Origin of the sequence: Aureimonas psammosilenae, assembly GCF_009176975.1 — a bacterium.
Lineage (GTDB): Bacteria > Pseudomonadota > Alphaproteobacteria > Rhizobiales > Rhizobiaceae > Plantimonas > Plantimonas psammosilenae.
Map to the genome: position 1 here is coordinate 47,278 of NZ_WEZG01000003.1, position 20,076 is coordinate 67,353.

General features: G+C 64.4%; 20 protein-coding genes. 4 read left to right on the plus strand and 16 right to left on the minus strand.

Translation table 11 applies throughout. The features are described 5' to 3' along the window. Nucleotides 1–17: 17 nt before the first annotated feature. The 9 genes from F9929_RS06950 to derI form a co-directional block, all read right to left on the minus strand. Complete coding sequence (locus F9929_RS06950; RefSeq protein ID WP_152045839.1) at nt 18–1,046, minus strand: 2-hydroxyacid dehydrogenase; 1,029 nt, start codon at nt 1,044–1,046, stop codon at nt 18–20. Beyond that, on the minus strand, nt 1,043–2,638 hold the full coding sequence (locus F9929_RS06955; RefSeq protein WP_235919095.1) for an FGGY-family carbohydrate kinase: 1,596 nt from the start codon (nt 2,636–2,638) through the stop codon (nt 1,043–1,045). Before F9929_RS06955 ends, F9929_RS06950 begins: the two co-directional genes overlap by 4 nt. 11 nt (nt 2,639–2,649) lie before the next feature. Beyond that, on the minus strand, nt 2,650–3,780 hold the full coding sequence (locus F9929_RS06960) for an ABC transporter ATP-binding protein (protein WP_152045840.1): 1,131 nt from the start codon (nt 3,778–3,780) through the stop codon (nt 2,650–2,652). Next, nucleotides 3,777–4,895: an ABC transporter ATP-binding protein gene (locus tag F9929_RS06965; RefSeq protein WP_152045841.1), complete on the minus strand. Its 1,119-nt coding sequence runs from the start codon at nt 4,893–4,895 to the stop codon at nt 3,777–3,779. The genes F9929_RS06960 and F9929_RS06965 overlap by 4 nt, the downstream gene beginning before the upstream one ends. A gap of 4 nt (nt 4,896–4,899) precedes the next feature. After that, nucleotides 4,900–5,757, minus strand: coding sequence for a carbohydrate ABC transporter permease (locus tag F9929_RS06970; RefSeq protein WP_152045842.1), 858 nt, complete (start codon nt 5,755–5,757; stop codon nt 4,900–4,902). Between the two features lie 13 nt (nt 5,758–5,770). Further along, nucleotides 5,771–6,703 (minus strand): carbohydrate ABC transporter permease, encoded by a 933-nt coding sequence (locus F9929_RS06975; RefSeq protein ID WP_152045843.1) that lies wholly within the window; start codon nt 6,701–6,703, stop codon nt 5,771–5,773. 113 nt (nt 6,704–6,816) lie between these two features. Then, on the minus strand, nt 6,817–8,256 hold the full coding sequence (locus F9929_RS06980; protein ID WP_152045844.1) for an ABC transporter substrate-binding protein: 1,440 nt from the start codon (nt 8,254–8,256) through the stop codon (nt 6,817–6,819). Between the two features lie 65 nt (nt 8,257–8,321). Next, nucleotides 8,322–9,296: a sugar-binding transcriptional regulator gene (locus tag F9929_RS06985; RefSeq protein ID WP_235919096.1), complete on the minus strand. Its 975-nt coding sequence runs from the start codon at nt 9,294–9,296 to the stop codon at nt 8,322–8,324. Nucleotides 9,297–9,464: 168 nt separating this feature from the next. After that, entirely contained in the window at nt 9,465–9,923 is a 459-nt protein-coding gene (derI, locus tag F9929_RS06990; protein ID WP_152045845.1) for a D-erythrulose-4-phosphate isomerase, read from the minus strand. Between the two features lie 297 nt (nt 9,924–10,220). Here derI and F9929_RS06995 point away from each other — a divergent pair, with 297 nt between their 5' ends. Continuing rightward, entirely contained in the window at nt 10,221–10,988 is a 768-nt protein-coding gene (locus tag F9929_RS06995; protein ID WP_152045846.1) for a triose-phosphate isomerase, read from the plus strand. A gap of 48 nt (nt 10,989–11,036) precedes the next feature. Here F9929_RS06995 and F9929_RS07000 read toward each other — a convergent pair whose 3' ends face one another. Continuing rightward, a complete protein-coding gene (locus tag F9929_RS07000; RefSeq protein WP_152045847.1) occupies nt 11,037–11,873 on the minus strand; it encodes a TIGR01459 family HAD-type hydrolase in 837 nt (278 codons plus the stop codon). A 106-nt stretch (nt 11,874–11,979) separates the two neighbouring features. Here F9929_RS07000 and F9929_RS07005 point away from each other — a divergent pair, with 106 nt between their 5' ends. Then, nucleotides 11,980–13,167 carry a bis-aminopropyl spermidine synthase family protein gene (locus tag F9929_RS07005; protein WP_152045848.1) on the plus strand — a complete coding sequence of 396 codons (1,188 nt, stop codon included), beginning with the start codon at nt 11,980–11,982 and terminating at the stop codon, nt 13,165–13,167. Here F9929_RS07005 and F9929_RS07010 read toward each other — a convergent pair whose 3' ends face one another. From F9929_RS07010 to F9929_RS07020, 3 genes are read right to left on the minus strand one after another with little or no spacing between them, the layout of a single operon-like run. Beyond that, entirely contained in the window at nt 13,168–13,452 is a 285-nt protein-coding gene (locus F9929_RS07010) for an acyl carrier protein (protein ID WP_193227641.1), read from the minus strand. Continuing rightward, the gene (locus F9929_RS07015; RefSeq protein ID WP_152045850.1) at nt 13,449–15,134 is read right to left on the minus strand and encodes an HAD-IIIC family phosphatase; all 1,686 of its coding nucleotides are present in this window, start codon (nt 15,132–15,134) and stop codon (nt 13,449–13,451) included. The genes F9929_RS07010 and F9929_RS07015 overlap by 4 nt, the downstream gene beginning before the upstream one ends. Beyond that, nucleotides 15,131–15,484, minus strand: a complete 354-nt coding sequence (locus F9929_RS07020; RefSeq protein WP_152045851.1) for an S-adenosylmethionine decarboxylase family protein — start codon at nt 15,482–15,484, stop codon at nt 15,131–15,133. Before F9929_RS07020 ends, F9929_RS07015 begins: the two co-directional genes overlap by 4 nt. 99 nt (nt 15,485–15,583) lie before the next feature. Here F9929_RS07020 and F9929_RS07025 point away from each other — a divergent pair, with 99 nt between their 5' ends. Continuing rightward, complete coding sequence (locus tag F9929_RS07025; protein WP_152045852.1) at nt 15,584–16,078, plus strand: GNAT family N-acetyltransferase; 495 nt, start codon at nt 15,584–15,586, stop codon at nt 16,076–16,078. A gap of 4 nt (nt 16,079–16,082) precedes the next feature. Here the strand turns inward: F9929_RS07025 and F9929_RS07030 are convergent, their stop codons facing one another. Then, nucleotides 16,083–16,841, minus strand: coding sequence for an SDR family NAD(P)-dependent oxidoreductase (locus tag F9929_RS07030; RefSeq protein WP_152045853.1), 759 nt, complete (start codon nt 16,839–16,841; stop codon nt 16,083–16,085). Nucleotides 16,842–17,021: 180 nt separating this feature from the next. Here F9929_RS07030 and F9929_RS07035 point away from each other — a divergent pair, with 180 nt between their 5' ends. Continuing rightward, the gene (locus tag F9929_RS07035) at nt 17,022–18,164 is read left to right on the plus strand and encodes a DegT/DnrJ/EryC1/StrS family aminotransferase (protein ID WP_152045854.1); all 1,143 of its coding nucleotides are present in this window, start codon (nt 17,022–17,024) and stop codon (nt 18,162–18,164) included. Between the two features lie 59 nt (nt 18,165–18,223). Here F9929_RS07035 and F9929_RS07040 read toward each other — a convergent pair whose 3' ends face one another. Further along, nucleotides 18,224–19,228: an ABC transporter ATP-binding protein gene (locus tag F9929_RS07040; RefSeq protein ID WP_152045855.1), complete on the minus strand. Its 1,005-nt coding sequence runs from the start codon at nt 19,226–19,228 to the stop codon at nt 18,224–18,226. A 15-nt stretch (nt 19,229–19,243) separates the two neighbouring features. After that, nucleotides 19,244–20,074 carry a carbohydrate ABC transporter permease gene (locus tag F9929_RS07045; protein ID WP_152045856.1) on the minus strand — a complete coding sequence of 277 codons (831 nt, stop codon included), beginning with the start codon at nt 20,072–20,074 and terminating at the stop codon, nt 19,244–19,246. Nucleotides 20,075–20,076 lie beyond the last annotated feature (2 nt).

Genomic DNA, 20,076 nt, shown 5'->3' on the forward strand with positions numbered 1-20,076 from the left:
CGGATAGGCCCGACCCTTCAGCACGGGTTGAGCGGCGGCTCTCCAGCCAGATAGCGCCGAACTTCCTCGGCGGCCCGCGTCGCGGCGATCGTCACCGTCTTCACCGACGCGCCCGCGATATGGGGCGTCAGCGTTACGTTCGGAAGTTTCAGAAGTGGCCAGTCGAGCGGCACCGGCTCGACCGCGAAGGTCTCCAGCATCGCGCCGCGCAGATGGTTGCTTCGAAGGGCTTCCGTCAATGCGTCGTAATCGACCATAGGCCCGCGCGCCGTGTTCACGAAGGTCGCCCCCGGCTTCATCCGGGCGAAGGCTTCGGCGTTCATGAAACCCGTGGTCTCGGGCGTCACGCGCGAATGAAGCGTCACGACATCGGCCTCGTCCAGAAGGGTTTCGATCGACACATGCTCGATGCCGGCGTTGAGATCGTCCGCCGAGATCTGTACGTAAGGATCGGCGACGAGGATGCGGCAGCCGAAAGCCTTCAGAAGCTTCACGACGCGCGATCCGATCTCGCCATATCCGATGACGCCGACGGTCATCTCGGAAAGCTCGCGGCCCGTCATGTCGGCCCGGTAAAGGTCGCCGCGCCATTCACCGGCGCGAAGCGCATCGTGGCCGCGCGTGATCATCCGCGTCTCGGTGAGGATCGCGCCGATGGTGAATTCCGCCACCGCGCTGGCGTTGCGACCGGGCGTGTTGACCACGGTGACGCCGTATTCGCGCGCGGCTTCCATGTCGATGTTCACCGGCCCGCCGCGCGACACGGCGATGAACTTCAGCTTGGGCAGCTTTTCCAGCATGGCGCGGGACAGGGGCGCCAGATGGGTCACCAGGATATCCGCATCGCCGATCAGTTCGAGCGTATCCTCCTCCGAACCCTGATATTCGCGCAAACCCGCCATGCCGAACTCCATCGGCCGATCGGGCCAGTCGAGCGTGTGGAGAACCATGGGCGGCGGCTGGTCGCAGGCCTCGTCGATCGCTTCCCGAAACATCTGCGGCAGCATGAAATGGTCGCCGATGATGGTGATCGCGTGAGTCGTCATGTCTCGTGCCTCGACTTGATCTCTGCGAGCCTTGCCCAGCATGGCTGCAGCTTCTCGCGCAACTCGCGGTATAGTGCAAAGGCCTCGTCGTAGGTCGGCACCAAGGCCGCATCCGGTTCGCTGGCCGGACCGACCAGCGGCTCGACCCAAGCTTCGGCCGCAGCCTGGATATTCGGATAAAGGCCCGCCTGCACCGCTGCGATCATCGCCGCGCCGGCTGCGCCGGCTTCCTCGCGCTCCACCGTTCGGATCGGACGCCCGAGGACGCTGGCGAGGATCAAGCGCATCGCCTTCGAACGCGCCGCGCCACCGGTCAGCCGTACCTCGCGCGGCACCATGCCCGTCGCCTCGTAGCAATCGCGCGACGCGAAACCGAGGCCCTCCAGAACGGCGCGCATCAGGTCGTAGAAGCCGGAATCGGACTGAAGCCCGGTGAACTGCGCCCGCGCGAAAGGGTCCATGAAGGGACCGCGCTCGCCGGCCTCCGAGATATAGGGATGGTAAAGCGCGCTGACCGGACGCGCGTCCAGAACACGCTCGTCGAGTTGCCGGACGAGATCCTTGCGCCCGCGCTCGACGCCCTCATAGCGCAGGATGCCGCAGGCGAGGTCCAGCATCCAGTCGATGTTGAGGGTCGCAGCCATGTTGGACTGGATCTGCGCCGCGGACTGGCCGTCCGGCAGAAGCATGACGTAGCCGCTGCGGCTCTCGTTCAGAACGACGTCCTTGGCGCTCTTCACGTAGCGCATGTGCATGCCGGTCGAGCCAAGAATGGAACAGCCCGCTTCGCCGGTCGGGTCGATCAGCCCGCCGCCGATGCCGGTGCAGACGACATCCACATAACCGAGCACCACGGGCGTTCCGGGGGTGAGGCCCGTCGCCCGCGCGGCGGCGTCCGAAAGGGCGTGGCTTTCCGTCCGGCCGTCCACGATCGGCGGAAGAAGCCGTCGCTCGTCGCGAAGCCCCAGTTCCTCGATCACGAAATCGGAATAGTTGCGGGTGCGATAATCGCCGAAGGTGAAGCAGGCTTCCGTCGGATCGGTGGCGCGCTGGCCCGTCAGGCGGAAATACAGCCAGTCCTTGCAATGGAGCGCGGTCGCGGAACGCTCCAGAAGCTCCGGCATATGTCGCTTCATGTGGAGAAGATGCACGCCCTGCTGACAGGCATTGAGACCGCTGCCCGTCGTCTCGTAGCGGCGGGGGTAGGATGGGCTGGCGATGAGTTCGGTCGCGAGCGCACCACTCCTCGCGTCGAGCCAGAGCCAGGCAGGCGCCACCGGCTCGCCGTCGCGGTCGACCAGCCAGGTTCCATCGCCCTGCCCCGTCACGGAAACGGAAATGACGCTCGCCGCCCCGCCGGGCAGTTTCTCAACCACCTCGCGCAGGGTCGCGGCGGTGTCTTTCCAGGTCTTTCCCATGTCCTGCTCGACGCCGCCATCGGCGACGCGCCAATAGCGGTTCGGCCGCGCCGCCTCGGCGATCTGCCTGCCGTCCAGCGTGAAGGCGACCGATTTCACCACCGATGTTCCGGCATCGATGCCGATGATGACGCCTTCGCGGCCGTTCATGCCCTGGTTTGCCTGTCCTGCCATTCGTGATGCCTTCAGACCGGCCGCGTGCCGTGGGCGATCGCCTTGCCGTCTCCGGCGAAGATATGGAGCTTGCCGGCCGGCACCGACAGGCGGATCGGCTCGCCCTGCCGCCCGGGATGTCGCGCATCCAGCGTCGAAACGATGACGCCGCCGGGAAACGAGGCTTCCATATGGGTCTGGTCGCCGATCCACTGGTTGGACACGATCTCGCCGGCATTCGGCCCGTCGCCCACCGCGACGTCGTGCGGGCGGATGCCGAGGACGATCTCCTCCTGCCGGCCGATCAGCGCCTGGATCGGCGCGGTGAACTGTCCGGCCTCATAGGATAGGACTTCCGCTTGAGTTCCGCCTGCACCCCGGAAGGTCACGCGCCCTTCGCCGATGACGGGCTTCACGCGATAAACGTTCATCGGCGGCTCGCCGATGAAGGTGCCGACGAAGAGGTTGGCGGGCGAGTCCTTCAGTTCGGCCGGCGAAGCGAACTGCTGGAGGCGGCCGCCTTCCATTACGGCGATGCGGTCGGCGAGCGCGTTGGCTTCGGTCTGGTCGTGGGTGACGAGAACGGCGGTCATCTTGTGTTCGCGCAAGTACCGCTTGAGGCGCCCGCGAAGGGCCGCGCGAAGCTGCGGCTCGAGCTGCCCCATCGGCTCGTCCAGAAGGTAGATATCGGCCTTGCGCACGAGCGCCCGACCGAGGCTGGCGCGCTGCTGCTGACCGGCCGAAACGGAGGACGGATAGCGGTCGAGATGGGGTCCGAGCTCGAGAAGCTTGGAGATGTCGTCGACGCGCCGGTTCGTTTCGGCAGCGTCCAGACGTTCGCCCTTCAGGGCGAAGGCGATGTTCTGGCGGAGCGTCAACGGCGGGTAGAGCGAGTAGCCCTCGAAGGCCATGGCGACGTTGCGCTTGGCAGGAGCGAGGCGATGCACCGGCCGCCCGCCGATGAGGATCTCGCCCTCGGTGACGTCCTCGAAGCCCGCGATCATGCGCAGCGTCGAGGTCTTGCCGCAACCCGACGAGCCGAGCAGCGCCACGATCTCGCCGGGCGCGATCTCGATGTTGAAGTCCTTCACCGCATAGATCGGGTTCTTGGCCTTGCGCGCGTAGATCTTGTTGACGCCGCGAAGCGAAACGGAAGCGGTCATGTGGCAGCTACCCTTTCCCGTGCCTCGATCTTTGGGGCGATACGTTCGCCGCTCGCCGAGTCGAAGAGGATGATGGAGGACGGCTCCGCGCGGATCGCCGCGGTTTCGCCTTCGCCGAGCGCCCGCGTGCCCGAACTCTTCGATACGTTGAATTCGTGTCCGTCCTCGCCCACCACAAGCCGGACGAGCCGGTCGTTGAGCGGCAGGAGGGCGGCGACGCGGACCGGCAGGGCGTCGGGATGGCCGGGATCGGCGAAATCGATGTTTTCCGGCCGGATGCCGAGCGTGACGCGGCGTCCCGCCATGTCTTCATAACCGGCTGCAAGCGAAAAGCGCCGTCGGCCGACGGACGCGACTGTCGCCCCGCCAGCGGCCTGCACTTCGGCCTCCAGAAGATTGATCGTCGGATCGCCGAAGAGCTTGGCGACCTCGATCGTCGCCGGGCGGTCGTAGATCTCCTCCGGGGTGCCGACCTGCACGAAACGACCGCCGACGAGCACCGCGATGCGGTTTCCGAGCGCCATGGCCTCGCGATAGTCCTGCGTGACGTAGAGCACGGTCGAGCCGAAGCCTTGCAGAAGGCGCGGGAGTTCGAGGCGCATCTCGAAGCGCAGCTTGGCATCGACGTTGCGCAGCGGATCGTCGAGCAGCAGAAGCTTGGGCGCCGCGACCAATGCGCGGGCAAGCGCGGTGCGCTGCTTCTGGCCATTCGACAACTGGCGCGGCGCGTGGCCGAGAACGTGGTCGATCTTCAGAAGCCGCGCCACGCGGTCGACCCCTTCCTTCACCTGCTCGCGTCCCGAACGGCGCGCTTCCAGCGGACTTGCGATGTTCTCGTAGGCGCTCATATGCGGGAACAGGGCGAAGTTCTGGAAGGCCATTCCAACGGCGCGGTTTTCGGGCGCGACGCCGATCATGTCCTGGCCGCCGATCAGAAGCGCGCCCTCGTCCGGCTCGGTCATGCCGGCGATGAGGCGAAGAAGCACCGTCTTGCCGGATCCGGACGGGCCGAAGATCGCGACCGTTTCGCCTTCCGCGACGCTCAAGGAAACGCCGTCCAGCACCGTTTCCGATCCGTAGCGCTTGGTCACGCGGTCGAGTTTGAGCATGGCCATGGGTTCAGCCTTTCACGGCGCCGAGCGACAGCCCCTCGACGAGGTAGCGCTGCGCGACGACGGCAAGGGCGAGAGTCGGCGCGATCGACAGGACGATGGCCGCCGCGATCTGCCCGTACTGGATGCCGGAGGCCGTGACGAAGGCGAGCGCGCCGACCGTGACGGGCTGCTTGTCGGCCGAAGCCAGCACCAGGGCGAAGACGAAGTTGTTCCAGGCGAAGATGAAGGACAAAAGCGCCGCCGCAGCGATCCCCGGCATGGCCAACGGAATCGAGATCTTGAAGAACATCCGCGCCCACGAGAAACCCGCGATGCGATAGGCGTTCTCGATATCGGGCGAGATATCCTCGAAGTAACCGCGCACGATCCAGAGAATGAGCGGCAGCGTGATGAGCTGGTAGATCCAGATCAGGCCGATATAGGTGTTGGCAAGTCCGATCGCCTGAAAATACATCGTCAGCGGCAGAAGCACAAGCAACGGCGGCGCGAACTTGAAGGACAGAAGCGTGAAGGCAATGTCCTCTGAGAAGCGAAACTTGTAGCGCGCGAAGGCGTAGGCCGCCGGCACGCCGAGAAACAACGAGATGATCACGGAGACCGTGGAAAGGATCAGGCTGTTCCAGAGGTTGTTCATAAAGTTCAGCTCCAGAACGCCGGACGCCGTTTGCAGACGCCCGGTGATCAGGGCCGTGTAGTTCTCCAGGGTCGGCGTGAAGAACAAGCTCGGCGGAATGCGCAGGATCTGCGCGTTCGTCTGGAAGCTCATCAGGAAGATCCAGAAGATCGGGAACAGGAAGAAGATCAGCACCAAAGCGATCAGGATGCCGCGCAGGATACGCTCGGCCGGTGAGGTGTAGTCCATGACGCCTCTCCCCTTATGAAAGCCCATGCGCGCGTTCGCGCAGGCGCAGCCAGTTCTTCACGAAGACGCTCGACAGGAAGTAGGTGATCGCCCACAGCACCATGAGAAGCGCGGCCGAGCGCCCGACATTGGTGAACTGGAAGAACTGAAGGTAGCTCTCGACCTGAAATACGGTGAGCGTGTTGCCAGGGCCGCCTTGCGTCATCGCATAAACGATATCGAACTGCTGGATGCTTTCCAGAAGCCGGAACAGCGAGGCCGTCAGGATATAGGGCAAGAGCATCGGCAGGGTGATGCGGAAGAACACGAAGGTCTTCGGCACACCGTCGAGCGCCGCGGCCTCGAAAGGCTGGCGCGGCAGCGAGCGAAGGCCCGCCAGGAGAAGCACCACGATGAATGGCGTATAAACCCAGACATCCACGAGAACGACGGTGAAAAGTGCCGTCGACGGATCGGAAGCCCAGCGGAAACCGGTGATGCCGATCACCGACAGAAGATAGCTGAGGATGCCGAAATTCGGGTCCGTCATCAGCTTCCACATCAACGAGGCCAGCGCGGGGGCCACCATCAGCGGCAGAAGCAGGAGCATCGCCGCGAGATTGTTGAAACGCGTCGTGCGCTGAAGGAGAAGCGCGATGCCGAGGCCGAGCAGAAGCTCGATGACGACGGTCAGAACCGTATAGGTGAGCGAGACCTGCACGGTGTACCAGAAGCGGCCGTCGGTCAGAAAGTCGATATAGTTCTGGAACCACACGAACCGGCGGAACTGCGGCAGCGACAAGCGATAGCGCAGGAGCGAGTAATAAACCGCCGTCACGAACGGAATGAAGATCCCGGCGGTCACGAGCAATGCCGGGAGACTCAACAGGTAGGGCAGAAGGTTGCGCGGCCGTTTCTTGACGATCACGCCCGAGCCCTCCGCCGCGGCCTCGTGGACTGCTGTCATTGAGATTGCCTCCCGCTGCGGAAAGGTCCGCTCGGTTCTTCGATGCTCGATACGCTGGAGCGGGCGCCCTTCCCCGCGATCATGCGGGAAAGGGCCTTTACGATGCCGGCGGCTTACTGGAGACCGGCGCTCTGCAACTGGCCGTTGATCGATTCCACGAGCTGGTCGAGGCCTTCGTCCACGGGCACTTCGTTGGCGACCATGCGCTGGAGCGTCGCCGCCCATTCGGTGGTCACGTCGAAGAAGAGGGGTTGCGGCGTGAAGTAGATCTTCGCGCCCGGGGCGGAAGCCTGGAACTGCTCGACATAGCCGGCATTCTGCGTCATCCGCCCCTTGAAGTCCTCGTTCTCCCAAACCGAGTTACGCACCGGGTTGACCATGTCCATCTTGGTCGCGCCGAAGAGATCGTGTTCCTTCGAGGTCGCCCATTGGAGGAAATACCAGGCAGCATCTTTGTTCTTGGAATAGGTCGACATGGCGAGCGACCAGATCCAGACGTTCGGCGTCGGCTGGCTTGCCGCCGGATTCGCCTTGAACGGATGAAAGCCGATATTGCCCTTTTCCTTCGTGTCGCCGTTGTTCTGGAAGTAACCGAGAATGTCGGCGTCGAAGATCATCGCCGAAGCACCGGCCCCAAGGTCGTTGCCGACCTGATACCATGTATAGGTCGACCAGTTCTTCGGGCCCGACGTCTGGATCATCTTCACCCATTGCGAGGTGAACTGCTTGGCCTCGGCGCTGTTCATGGCCGCCTTCAAGACGCCATCCTGCACGGTGAAGTCGTTCGCGCCGAAATTGACGTAGCCCGACAGGAAGCCCGGATGGATCGTCGCCCAGGAGCGCGAACCGCGCACGCCGACGCCGTAGACCTTGCCGTCCTTGGTGATCTTCTCGGCCTTGGCCGCCAGATCCTCCAGATTTTCGGGCGGCGTGACGCCCATCTGGTCGAACAAGCGCTTGTTGTAGCTGACAGAGTTCAACTCGAAAGCCCAGGGCAGCGCCCATTGCTTGGCCGCGCCGCTGCCGAGCGCTTCGCCCGGAACGCCCGACCACGCCGTGGATGCCCGAAGGTTCGGCAGAACGTCGTCCCAAGCCCATTTCGCCGAGGTCTTGGTGGAGTCCTTGATGTACTCGTTGAGGTCCACCACCCAGCCGGCCGGGCCGTAGCTCCACGTCTGGTAGGCGCCGGTCATGAAGGCATCGTATTCCGACGAGCCGGAAGACAAAGCCGCCGTGACCTTGTCGAAATAAACGTCTTCCGGAAACACGTCATAGGTGACGTCCATGCCGGTCATCGTCTTGAACGCCTCGAGATTGGCGATCATCGCGTCGGCATACGGGTGCTTGTTGAGGAGGAGCTTGATGCTCGTTCCTTTATGCTTCTGCCAGTCGATATCCGCGTCCTGCGCGATGGCGCGGCTCGCGGCCGAGCCGAGAAGGCCCGTTGTCAAGGCCGCTCCCGCCCCAAGCCGCGCGGAGCGCGACAGGAATTCGCGGCGACCGAGCTGGCCGCGCACGAAGGCATCGATGAGATCCTTGGTCTTGTCCGTCATCCCCAGTTCCTCCCTGGCCGGATCGAGGGCACATGCCGGCCCATGTGTTGCGTAGCTCTTCCCGTTCAGTCCCCTGCCCGTGCCGCGAGAACCTTCGCGGTCGCCTCATCCACGATTAGGCCGTTCAGGAAGCCGCTCCGAAGGAGCGCCTCCAGGGCCGCCGTCTTTTTCGCTCCTCCAGCGAGAGCGACGACCCTGGCATCTTTCAAGTTCTCGATGGCCGGCGATAAGGCACGCCGGCTGAATTCACGCGCCACGACCCGGCCCTTGGCGTCGAAGAAGTGGCCGAGCATCTCGCCGACCGCCCCTTCTTCCTCCAGAAGCGCCAATTCAGGCTCGCCGACGAGGCCACTTCCCCAGAAGAAACTGTCGCGCGACACGTCCCCGACACCGACGAAGACGAGCTTGGCCGAGCAGGCCATCTCGTAGACGCCGTCGATCCCCGGTTGCGCCAGAAGAACAGCCTTGTCCTCCGGCGTGTTCGCGAAGGTCGGCAGCGGTATCTGGAAGGCTTCCGCGCCCGTACGCTCGGCGAGCTTGTGGATCACATCATAAGGGTTGGCGGCGAAGCGACGCGTGAAACCGCCAAGAACCGAAACGAAGCGCAGGTCCGGCGCCGCGACCTGCGGGAGAGCCGCGACCGCCGCCGCCAGCGTTCGGCCGTAGCCGATCCCGATGACATCGTATTGGCCGCGCTCGATCTCATTCTTCAGAAAGGAAGCACCGCCGAGGCTGAGCGCCTTCAAGGGCAGATCGACGGCCTCGTCGAGATCCGGGCAGACCCGGCAGAATTCGAGCCCGAAACTCGCGGCGAGCCGATCCTCCAGTTCCAGGCATTCGGACACTTCGGCATCCACGAAGATGCGCACCAGCCCATCGCGATTGGCGCGAGCGATCAACCGATGCGCCTTGAGGCTGGTGATGCCGAGACGCTTGGCGACTTCTGCCTGCGTCATGCCGCTGGAGAAATACAGCCAAGCCGCGCGGGCGGCGAGACTGGCCTCCTCTCCTTCGCGGTTCTTGGATGCTTCCACCAGCATCGTCTCCTCCCGGTCGATCCGTCTCCCAACGGGTTCGACCATCCACCAGCTAAAATTTTCACTGGAGGAGAAAAATGTCAAGCTGCGTTATCGGTGGGTGCAGTCCTCGGCTTTGAGGAAATGGCCAGCCGCACAAATTCTCGCGGCTGGCTTGACGGATGGCTCGGCTCAGGCCGAGTGATATTTCCGGTCGAGAGCGTCGATCGCCTCGACATTCGGGCCGGACGAGCTTTGCGGATCGAAATCCGACTCAAGGTACTTGTCGACGATGGCCTTGGCGAGTTCCGTGCCGATCACGCGGGCGCCCATGGTGATGATCTGGGCATTGTTGCTCTTGGCCGCGCGCTCGGCCGAATAGGTATCGTGGGTCAGCGCGGCGCGGATGCCCGGCACCTTGTTGGCCGAGATGCAGACGCCGATGCCGGTGCCGCAGCAAAGGATACCGCGTTCGAAGCGGCCTTCCACGATCCCTTGAGCGACGCGCTCCGATGTCGTGGCGTAGCGCTCGTCCTTCATGTTCTCGCCGGCGCTGGCATCCTCGAACTCGACGCCCTTGGCCTTCAGATGCTCGGCCACCGCCTTCACGAGCGGCTGTCCGGCGCCGTCTCCGCCGATGATGATGCGCATGGTGTGAGTCCCTTCTTCTGCTGCGACAGGCGATATGACCATCGGCGCGAACCGACGCCATGCCGATGCCGCCGATCGGATGCGAATTTCTTCTCACCCTGCAAAATATCGGGCTGCCGGCATGGTCCGTATCGGGCGTCCATTCGGATAGCTGGGCAACGCGAAGGCATCGGAAACCGACGAAATCGGCAATCGGTTGCGGTGGCGTACGAATCGGTCGAAGTCTAGGTGCGTTGAGCGCATATGGGCAGCGCGCGCCGATTTCTCGCGCGCGAACGAACGGAGGAAAAACGGATCATGGCGAAGAAGCCCTGGATCGGCACGAACTGGAAGATGAACAAGACCTTCGCGGAGGCCGACGAGTTCACGCGCATCCTTTCCGGATCGGACTTCGCCGTCAGCGATAATGTGCAGCTCTTCGCGATCCCCTCTTTTCCGGCCATCTCGCGGGTGGCCGAGGCGCTGAAGAATACGAAGGTTCTGGTCGGTGCCCAGAATATCCACTGGGAGGACGAGGGCCAGTTCACGGGTGAAGTGTCCCCCGTCCAGGCGAAGGATGCCGGTGCCCGCATTGCGCTGATCGGGCATTCCGAGCGTCGCGAAATGTTCGGCGAAACGGATGAGACAGTGTCGCTGAAGGCCGCCGCCGCCGTGAAGCACGGCCTCGTCGCCCTGATCTGCATCGGCGACACGCGCGACGAGTTCGATGCGGGCCGCACGGGTGAAGTGCTGAAGCGCCAGACGGAGATCGCGCTGTCCCGGATCGACTGGTCGCAGAGCGGAGCGACGGTGGTTGTCGCGTACGAGCCCGTCTGGTCGATCGGCACGCGCGGAACACCCGCCGAGCCGGCTTTCGTGGAAGAAAAGCACGGCGAGATCAAACACCTGTTCCAGTCCTCGCTCGGCCGGGACCTGTCGCTTCTCTACGGCGGCAGCGTGAACCCGCAGAACGCTGTGGATCTGGCGACGCGTCCGGGCATCGACGGCCTGTTCATCGGCCGCTCCGCCTGGAATGCCGATGGACTCGTTTCCATCGTGCGCGATGTCACCGACGCGCTCGCCTGAGGAAAACGGCTCCTATCGGGCGATCGGTGTTCCGGTCGCCCTTTCCTTTCACCACGCGATGGACGCGAGGATGTGGTCGGGTCGATGCCCTTCCGCCTCGATCAGGCTTTCCAGTTCCGCCTCGGAGAGATCGGCGTGGATGCCCGTGCGCACCAGCGCGGCACTGGCGCCGAACCGTTTCGCGCCCGCCACATCGTGTTCGACGCTGTCGCCGATGCAAACCAGTTCAAACGGCTGGACGCCGGCAAGCTCTGCCGCGTGGGCGTAGATCGCTGGAAACGGCTTGCCTACCCAGGTGACGGTGCCGCCAAGCTCTTCGTAGAGTTCGGCGATTCGGCCCGCGCCGAACGCCGTGCCGCCATTGCCGGTCAGCATCACCTTATCCGGGTTCGTGCAGACTGCCGGCACCTTTCGGCGGGCAGCCGGTTCCAAGATTCGGCGATACTCGTCCAGCGCAGTGCGATCGCCCTGGCTGCCGCCGATCAGCACCAGTCCCGCCTCGCCGCCGTTGAGCGTTTCCGCAAGCCCTGCCGCTTCGGCGAAGCTTCGGTCGCCGGGGCTCGAAACGGTGAGGCAGCGCAAACTTCCGCTCATCGCCACGGGAATGCCCCCGGTTCGAAGCAGCGACAGGGCGACATCCCCGGACGTGACGAAATGGTCGTAAGCCGCGCGCGGGATGCCGAGCCGTTCGACCCGCGCGGCGTTGTAATCGCCCGACCTTCCGGAATTGCTGAGAAGCACCACCGTTCGCCCGGCTTGCTTCAGCCGAAGGAGACTGTCCGCCGCACCGTTATAAGGGCGATGCCCATCGTGCAGCACGCCGTACTGATCCACGAAGAAGGCGGGATAATCAAAATCCCGCAGGCGCTCATGCATCGCCATCATCCACCCCTTCCAGCAATCGTTTCCTTCCGCTGATATCCTATCCGGACCGCAGCGACGAGCGAGGACGGATGGTGGATCGCCGGCCTCCGGCGCGATAGAAGCCGCCATGGACACGACCGAGAACCAAACCATTCCCGCCGATAAAACGCTTGCCGCGCGGATCGCCGAGGCGACGTCGCTGCGCGAGGGACCGGATGGCGTGGTGCAGGTTCTGCGAGCCGTCCTGAAATCCGGGCCTCTTCCCCTTCGCGATCTCGCCCGCATCGTGCGCCTGCCCTTGCCCGTCGCGGGCGCGGTGCGCCGCGAACTGGAAACTGCCGGAATGTTGGAGCGAGGCGGCGGCTTGCGCCTGACCGAGGCCGGCCGCACCTACTGCGAAACGGAACTCGGCCTGGGCGCACCCGTCGCGACACCCGCTTCAGCGAGCATCGCAAACAGCGATCTTCCCGACCTTCTTCGAGACCTCATGCCGGCGATGGAAGCGCATGTCGCAGCCGGCCCGGCCGTGGATGTCACGCTCGATCAAGCGCCGTGCACGCCCGAAACGGCGCTCAAGCGCGCTCACGCCATGGTCGATGCGGGCGGGGTCGAAGGTCGTCGCATCGCTATTATGGGCGACGACGACTCGATGTCGGTGGCGCTCTGGCTCGTCGGCTCGGCGCTTGGGGCAAGGCCGCGCGCGATCACCGTCTTCGAACTGGACGAAGCGCGCTGCGATCAACTGGGCCAAGCCGCGCGCGACCTTGCCTCGCCGGTCGAGATCGTCGCCCAGGACCTGCGCGATCCGCTGCCTCCGGCGCTTGTCGGACGGTTCGACGTGTTCGAAACGGACCCGCCCTACACGCTCGACGGTATGGAGCTTTTCGTGCGGCGCGGGCTGGAAGCGGTGCGTCGCGAAACCGGCCTGCCGGGCTTTCTGTCCTATGCCGACCTCGCCCCCGGCGACCAGTTGGCGCTGATGCGTCGCCTGACCGAACTCGGGCTCGCCGCGACGCGCATCCGCCCGTCCTTCAATCGCTATGCGGGGGCGTCCATCCTTGGCTCGGTCGGCCAGTTCATCGATCTGCGAACGACAAACGAGACTTTGACCATAGGTGCCGAAGAGCGCTTTCTGCGGCCGATCTATACGGGAGAAGTCCGGCCCCGGCTCCGGCGCTATCGATGCCTGTCCTGCAAGCAGCCTGTCATCGTCGGGATAAGCCAGAAATTCGAGACGGTGGAAGCGCTGAAAGCCTCGGGCTGCCCCCATTGCGGCGAGAAGACCTTTCGCCGCGAAGGGATCGTCAAGGACTGATCACACCCCAGCCTTCGCGTCTTCCACGGCCTCCACGAGCCCGGCGATGCCATCGGCGCGCTCGATCGCTTCCATGGAAAGATGGACGCCGAAGGCCTGATCCACGGCGAGCACGATCCGCACATGGGCGAAACTGTCCCAAGCCTCCAGATCGGACGCGCGCGTGTCGAGGCTCAATTCCGATCGCGGAACGCCGATGACCTCAGAAACCACGCCGATGATCTTGCCGACCACCGCGTCGCAGGCCATCAGCCCATCTTCGGAATCAGCAGCGGCCACCGTCATTTCACTCTCCTGTTCCATGTCAGCCTCACAGCCTCTGGATGCTTCGGTTGGCCTGCTGGAAGTTGAAGTGCGACCGTTTCAGTATTCGCGTTAGCCGACATAGCCGAGAACCATCGGCGGGCAGGTTCGTTGCGTGACAGTTCGGCGACGGTGATCAGCAACCGGTCGCAGCCCTCCTCCGATGCGAGTTGCGCGAGAGCGGCCAGCATCGCATCCTCGACGCCTCGGCCGAGAGCTCGGCAACTCAAGAGCAGATTGTCGAGCACCAGATCGCTCTCCCGTCGATGCGCCAGGACGAGGCCGACAAGGCCGTGAGCGCCGAAAGCGTCGTCCAAACGAACCATGAAATCGAAGGGAGAGTTGCGCGCCGCAAGTTCGAGAGAGTTCGGTCGGAAATCCGTCAGCGCGAACTGATTGACGCGGCTTGCCAGTTCCGCCGCGCGCGGAAACAAGGAAGGGACCAGCGGCTCGACGGTGAGATGCGTTCCGAGCCGGCGCAGGAAGTCGCCGACATCATCCGCTTCCTCCCGAAGCCGCTCCACCGCCTCGCGCCGGCGATAGTGTTCCGCGCGCTGCGATGAAGCACCGCCAGTCTGTTTCAACAGCGGCTCAGCGCGAAGCATGGCGGCGAATCGGTTTGGCCGATCTTCCGCGAAAAGGCGGATATCGGCTTCGGGGAACCGCTCGGCCAAACGCGCGCAGTTCACGCTATCATCGTCGATCACGACGGCATGAGCAGATGAGAGGTTCAGCGTCGCGAGGCATCGCGCGACGAGTTCGTCCTTCGTTTCCCACCCGACCGCAATGGTGGCGAAATCGCTGAGTTGCAGGGGCCAGTCTGGGTGGTCGGCGAAGATCGCTTCCACGTCCGTGAGATCGTTGCGGCTCGCAAGCGCCAAGAGGATGCCCTGCTCGCGAAAGCCCTTCAAAGCTTCGGCATAGGCGGCATGGAGCGAGATGCCCTCCACGCCGTCTTCCCCGAGCGTTCCAGACCAGAGCGTGCCGTCGAGATCGGTGACGACGAGCTTCGGCGCTGTTCCCTTCAATCTCGCCGCGAAACCCGCAGCTTCTTCGGACAGCCTGTCCACCGCTTCGGCACTCGGCATCGTGCCGAAAGTGCGGACGAAGCGCTCGTCCGTCGCCGGCCCCACCGTAACGACGCGCATCAGTTCGACCCCGGTGGGCGCGACCACGCTCGGTCCCTCGTCCTCAGCCAGGACCACGGCAAGAACCGGCGCGCGCAGGTGCGAGGCCAGACGACCGCCAAGCGGCAGGGCGAGGTCGATGGAGTTGGCGAACATCGGCATCAAAGCCATATCCACCCGCATGTCCGGGTCCTCCGCGGGCGTTGCGAGCATGGCTTCGAGCGCGGAGATGCCGTCGAGAGATACGAAATCGACGGTGAAGCCGGCAATGGCGAAGGACACGCGCAGGGCGTCCTCGACCACGCGTGGCTGGAACGCGCTGGCGACGAGAACTCTGAGGGGACGTCCCGGAAGGTCGCCATCCACTTCCATGGATCGAAGAAGCGCTGCGGCCCGCTGCACGCCGAGCCTCTGGCGAGCGTCCCTCAAGGACCGGGCAAAGTGCCCTTGCCCTTTCCCGGCAGCGCGGCGAAGAACGTCCGCATCCGGCGCGGCTTCGTCCGGCAGAAAGCGCCAGAACGTCGGCTTCTCGCTCACACCGCCAAGGGCTCGATGTGGCGGGTCACATAGGAGCGCTCCACCACGCCGTTCGGGCAAAGGCGTCGGGCGATCTCGTCGATGGCGCGGTTCTCGTCCATCTCCGGATTGCAGAGCAGGATATCGGCGAGAACCATGCGATATTCGGGCCAGGTCGTCAGCATGATGTGACTTTCGGCCAGAAACAGGATCAGCGTCACACCGTGCGGCACGTAGCGCTGCGCATGCTCGCCGATGATCGTCGCGCCCACCGATTTGGCGGCCGCGATACCCGCCTCGAGGAGTTTGACCTCGTCCTCGATCACGTTTTCGCAGTTGCGCATGTCCGCAAGGACCTGCCGGATTCTCATGGCGCCTCGCCGTTTCGAACGATCCGCCCGGATGGGCTAGGCTTGTCGCGCGATGCTATATGCGTCGGCGTGAGCGGCGGCAAGGCGGACGGGTCGGGAATGAGCAAGGCAGCGGGCGAAGCGAAGACCTTCGTCATCAGGAACCTGGAAACGCAGGATATCGACGCCGTGGCGCGGTTCGAGGTCGAGATCGCCACGCGCTCCTTCGCCGATGAAGCGGTGACGGACCTCGACCATTACCGCAAGAAGCTGGGCAAACTGGTGAAGTACCGCGACGACTGGACGAAGGTGATCGAGAAGGACGGCGCGGTCTGCGGCTGGGCCTGGGTCGCATCCCGTCGCAACTTCATCACCGACGACCTTTATGCCGACTTCCGCTCCTTCTACGTGGACGGCCCGAAGGCCGGGCCGGCGGCGGCGGTCTCGTTGCTGCGAGCTGTTCTTGCCCATTGCGAAGCGGAAGGCTTTACCCGCATCGTCGGCCGCACGGCGACATCCAACGCGCCGATGCGAGCCCTCTACGAACTCGCCGGCTTTTCCGAGCGCCACATCGTCTACGAACTCGACATCGGCTCCGGACGCAAACTCGGCTAGATCCTCAGATCGAGCCGCCCTCGACCATGTAGTTGTTGGCGGTGCACATCGCCGAATCGTCGGACGCGAGGAACAGCACCATACGCACGACGAAGACCGGCTCGATCGGGTCCGGCAGGCACTGGCGCTCCAAGTGCTTGGCCATCTTCTCCGGCGTCACCCACAGCTCCTTCTGGCGCTCCGTCATGATCCAGCCGGGAACCACGGTGTTCACACGGATACGGTGAGGGCCGAGGTCGCGGGCGAAGGAACGGGTCATGCCGTGAACGGCGGCCTTGGCGGTGGTGTAGACCGGCATGCCGCCGCCCGCCTCCCACCAGGAGTTCGACCCGATATTGACGATCGAGCCCCTGCCCGCCGCGATCATGCCGGGCGCGACGGCCTGCGTCGCGAAGAACATATGGCGCAGGTTCGTGGCGATGCGCTCGTCGTAATATTCGGGCGTGACGCTTTCCCAGCCATGCCGGTCGTCGCGGGCCGCGTTGTTGACGAGAACGAGCGCCGGACCGTGCGCCGCTTCGAGACGTGCGACGGCCGTCTTCAGGGCATCGATGTCGCGCAGGTCGCAAGGCTCGAACCGCACGGTGGCGGAACCGGAGAGTTCCGCTGCGAGCGCCTCGCCGCGCGTCGTGTCGATATCCACGAAACCGACCATGGCGCCCTGTTCGGCGAAGGCGCGCACGATCTCGGCGCCAATGCCGTAGGCCCCGCCCGTCACGATCACCGATAGGTCGCGAAGGCTCGGATAGGTCGCGAAGTTCATGGTGGATTCTCCGTTTGGCGGCTTGGTGCCCTCCCGGTCGTGCGGCGTCAAGCGGCAGGCCATCTCACGGCCGGCATGGCCTCTGCGACAATTCTTGACGTTCGGTCGCACGATAGCGTCTTTGAATTCGAGACCGTCCGGGTTAGCCGGAAAACATCGCGTCTTTCCTCGGGACCCATCATGTCGCAACCGATCGCCTTCATCGACCTCGCCCAGCAGCGCGACCGGGTTCGGGACAAGATCGAGGCGCGGTTCAAGCGCATTCTGGATACCGGCGCCTTCATCATGGGGCCGGATGTGGCCGAACTGGAAGCCGCCCTTTCCGCCTTCGGTGGCATGTCGGAAACGCTGTCCTGCGCATCGGGCACCGACGCCCTGCTCCTGCCGCTGGCCGCATGGGGCATCCGCTCGGGCGACGCGGTTTTCGTGCCGAGCTTCACCTTCGCGGCGACGGCCGAGGTCGTGGCGATGCTCGGCGCGACGCCGATCTTCGTCGATTGCCTCCCCCACAGCTTCAACATCGACCCGGACAATCTGCGGCTCGCGATCGACGAGGTGAAACAGGCCGGGCGCCTGCGGCCGCGCTGCATCATCGCCGTGGATCTCTTCGGGCAGGCAGCGGACTATCCGAGTTTGCGCACGGTCGCCGACGAGCACGGCCTGAAGCTGATCTCGGACGCCGCGCAAGGTTATGGCGCGACGATCGACGGCCGGATGGCCGGCGCCTGGGCGGATGTCGTCGCCACGAGCTTCTATCCAGCGAAGCCCCTCGGCTGTTATGGCGACGGCGGCGCGGTGCAGACGAACGACGCGGAACTCGCCGCCGTCATGCGGTCGCTGCGCGTGCATGGCTCCGGCACCGACCGCTACGACAACGTCCGCATCGGTATGAATGCGCGTATGGACACGCTCCAGGCGGCGGTGGTGATCGAGAAGCTCGGCATCTTTCCAGAAGAGATCGAGTCGCGGATGCGGATCGCGCGGCGTTATTCGGACGCGCTGTCGCAGGTCGTCACACCCCAGGTGCTGCCGAACGGCATGGTCTCGACCTGGGCGCAATATACGGTGCGTGTCTCCGACGGCCGGCGTGACGCCTTCATGGCAGCCATGAAGGAGCGCGGCGTTCCGACGGTGATCTACTACGCCAAGCCCCTGCACCAGCAGACGGCCTATCGCGACTTCCCCGCCGCTGGCGGCCGGCTCGCCGTCACCGACGAGCTTTCCGGCGACGTCGTGAGCCTTCCGATGCACGCTTATCTGGACGAGGCGACGCAGGACCGCATTATCGACGCCGTCCATGCATCGTTGAAAAGCATCGGCTGAAACGCGAAAAGGGCGGAGGCTTTCGCGCTCCGCCCTTTTCCGATCGCGATAACTCCGCTTCAGGCCGCGACGGCGAGGCCAGTCCCATCGAAGCGGTGAATACGGTTGGGTTCGGGCGTCAGGTAGACGGGTTCGCCGTGGCTGACGCGGTAGTCGCCGAGGCCTCGCGCGGTGACCTGCTCGCCGTTGTCGAGCTTGACGTGGACGAAGGTGTCGGAGCCCAGATGCTCGGACACGCCCGCCACGCCCCGGAACTCGCCGCCATCCTTCGATAGCGCCAGATGCTCGGGCCGGATGCCGATCGTGTTGGCCCCGTGCTTCTGCGCCAGTTGGCCGGACAGGAAGTTCATCTTCGGCGAGCCGATGAAGCCGGCCACGAAGAGGTTCTTGGGGTTGGTGTAGAGTTCCAGCGGCGAGCCGACCTGCTCGATATTGCCCCGGTTCAGAACCACGATCTTGTCGGCCATGGTCATCGCCTCGACCTGATCGTGCGTGACGTAGATCATCGTGGTCTTGAGCTGCGCGTGAAGCTCGGAAATCTCGAGCCGCATGTTGACGCGCAGCGCGGCGTCGAGGTTCGACAGGGGCTCGTCGAACAGGAAGCCCTTGGGGCTGCGCACGATGGCGCGGCCGATGGCGACGCGCTGGCGCTGGCCGCCCGAAAGCTCGCGCGGTTTGCGCTGAAGATAGTCGGTGAGGTTCAGGGTGGCGGCGGCCGCGCGCACCTTCTTGTCGATGGCGTCCTTGGACTCGCCCGCCATCTTCAAGGGAAAGCCGATATTGGCGCCCACCGTCATGTGCGGATAGAGCGCGTAGGACTGGAACACCATGGCAAGGCCGCGCCCTGCCGGCGGCACGTGCGTGACCTCGCGGCCGTCGATCGAGATCGTGCCGCCCGAGGTGTCCTCAAGCCCGGCGATGAGGCGCAGAAGCGTGGACTTGCCGCAGCCCGACGGGCCGACGAACACCACGAACTCCCCGTCCCCGATCTCCAGATCGAGCCCCGGGATGATCACGGCGTCGCCGAAACGCTTTTGAACGTTGCGCAGAGTGATCGATGCCATGGACGAATCCTCCCTTTACTTGACGGCGCCGAAGGTCAGACCCCGCACGAGCTGCTTTTGTGAGAACCATCCGATAATCAGGATGGGCGCGATGGCAAGCGTCGAGGCGGCCGAAAGCTTGGCGTAGAAATTGCCTTGCGGGCTGGAGAACGAGGCGATGAAGGCCGACAAGGGCGCTGCGTTCGTGGTGGTCAGCAGCAGCGTCCAGAAGGCCTCGTTCCAGGCCAGGATGACGTTGAGAAGAATGGTGGAAGCGATGCCGGGAATCGCCATCGGCGCCAGAACCCGGAACAGCTCCTGCCGAAGATTGGCACCGTCCATGCGGGCCGCTTCGAGGATCTCGCCGGGGATCTCCTTGAAGTAGGTGTAGAGCATCCACACCACGATCGGCAGGTTGATCAGGAACAGGATGACGATGAGCCCGAACCGGCTGTCGAGAAGGCCGGTATTGCGGAACAGGATGGTGATGGGCACGAGCGCGCCCACCGCCGGCATCATCTTCGTGGACAGCATCCAGAGAAGCACGTCCTTGGTGCGCTTGGTCGGCGAGAAAGCCATGGCCCAGGCCGCGGGGATCGCGAAGATCAGCGCCAGAAGCGTCGAGCCGAGCGACAGGTAGATCGAATTCATCAGGAACGCGAAGTAGTCGCGCTGTTCCTGAATCGCGGCGTAGTTCTCGGTGGTCCAGTTGAAGAACAGGAACTTCGGCGGGATCGAGATCGCGTCGAGTTCGGACTTGAACGAGGTCAGAACGGTCCAGAGGATCGGGAAGAAGATCAGGAAGCCGACGAACCAGGCGAGAACAGTGAAGAAGATCTTGCGTGTCGGAGTGGCTGCGCGCGCCATGG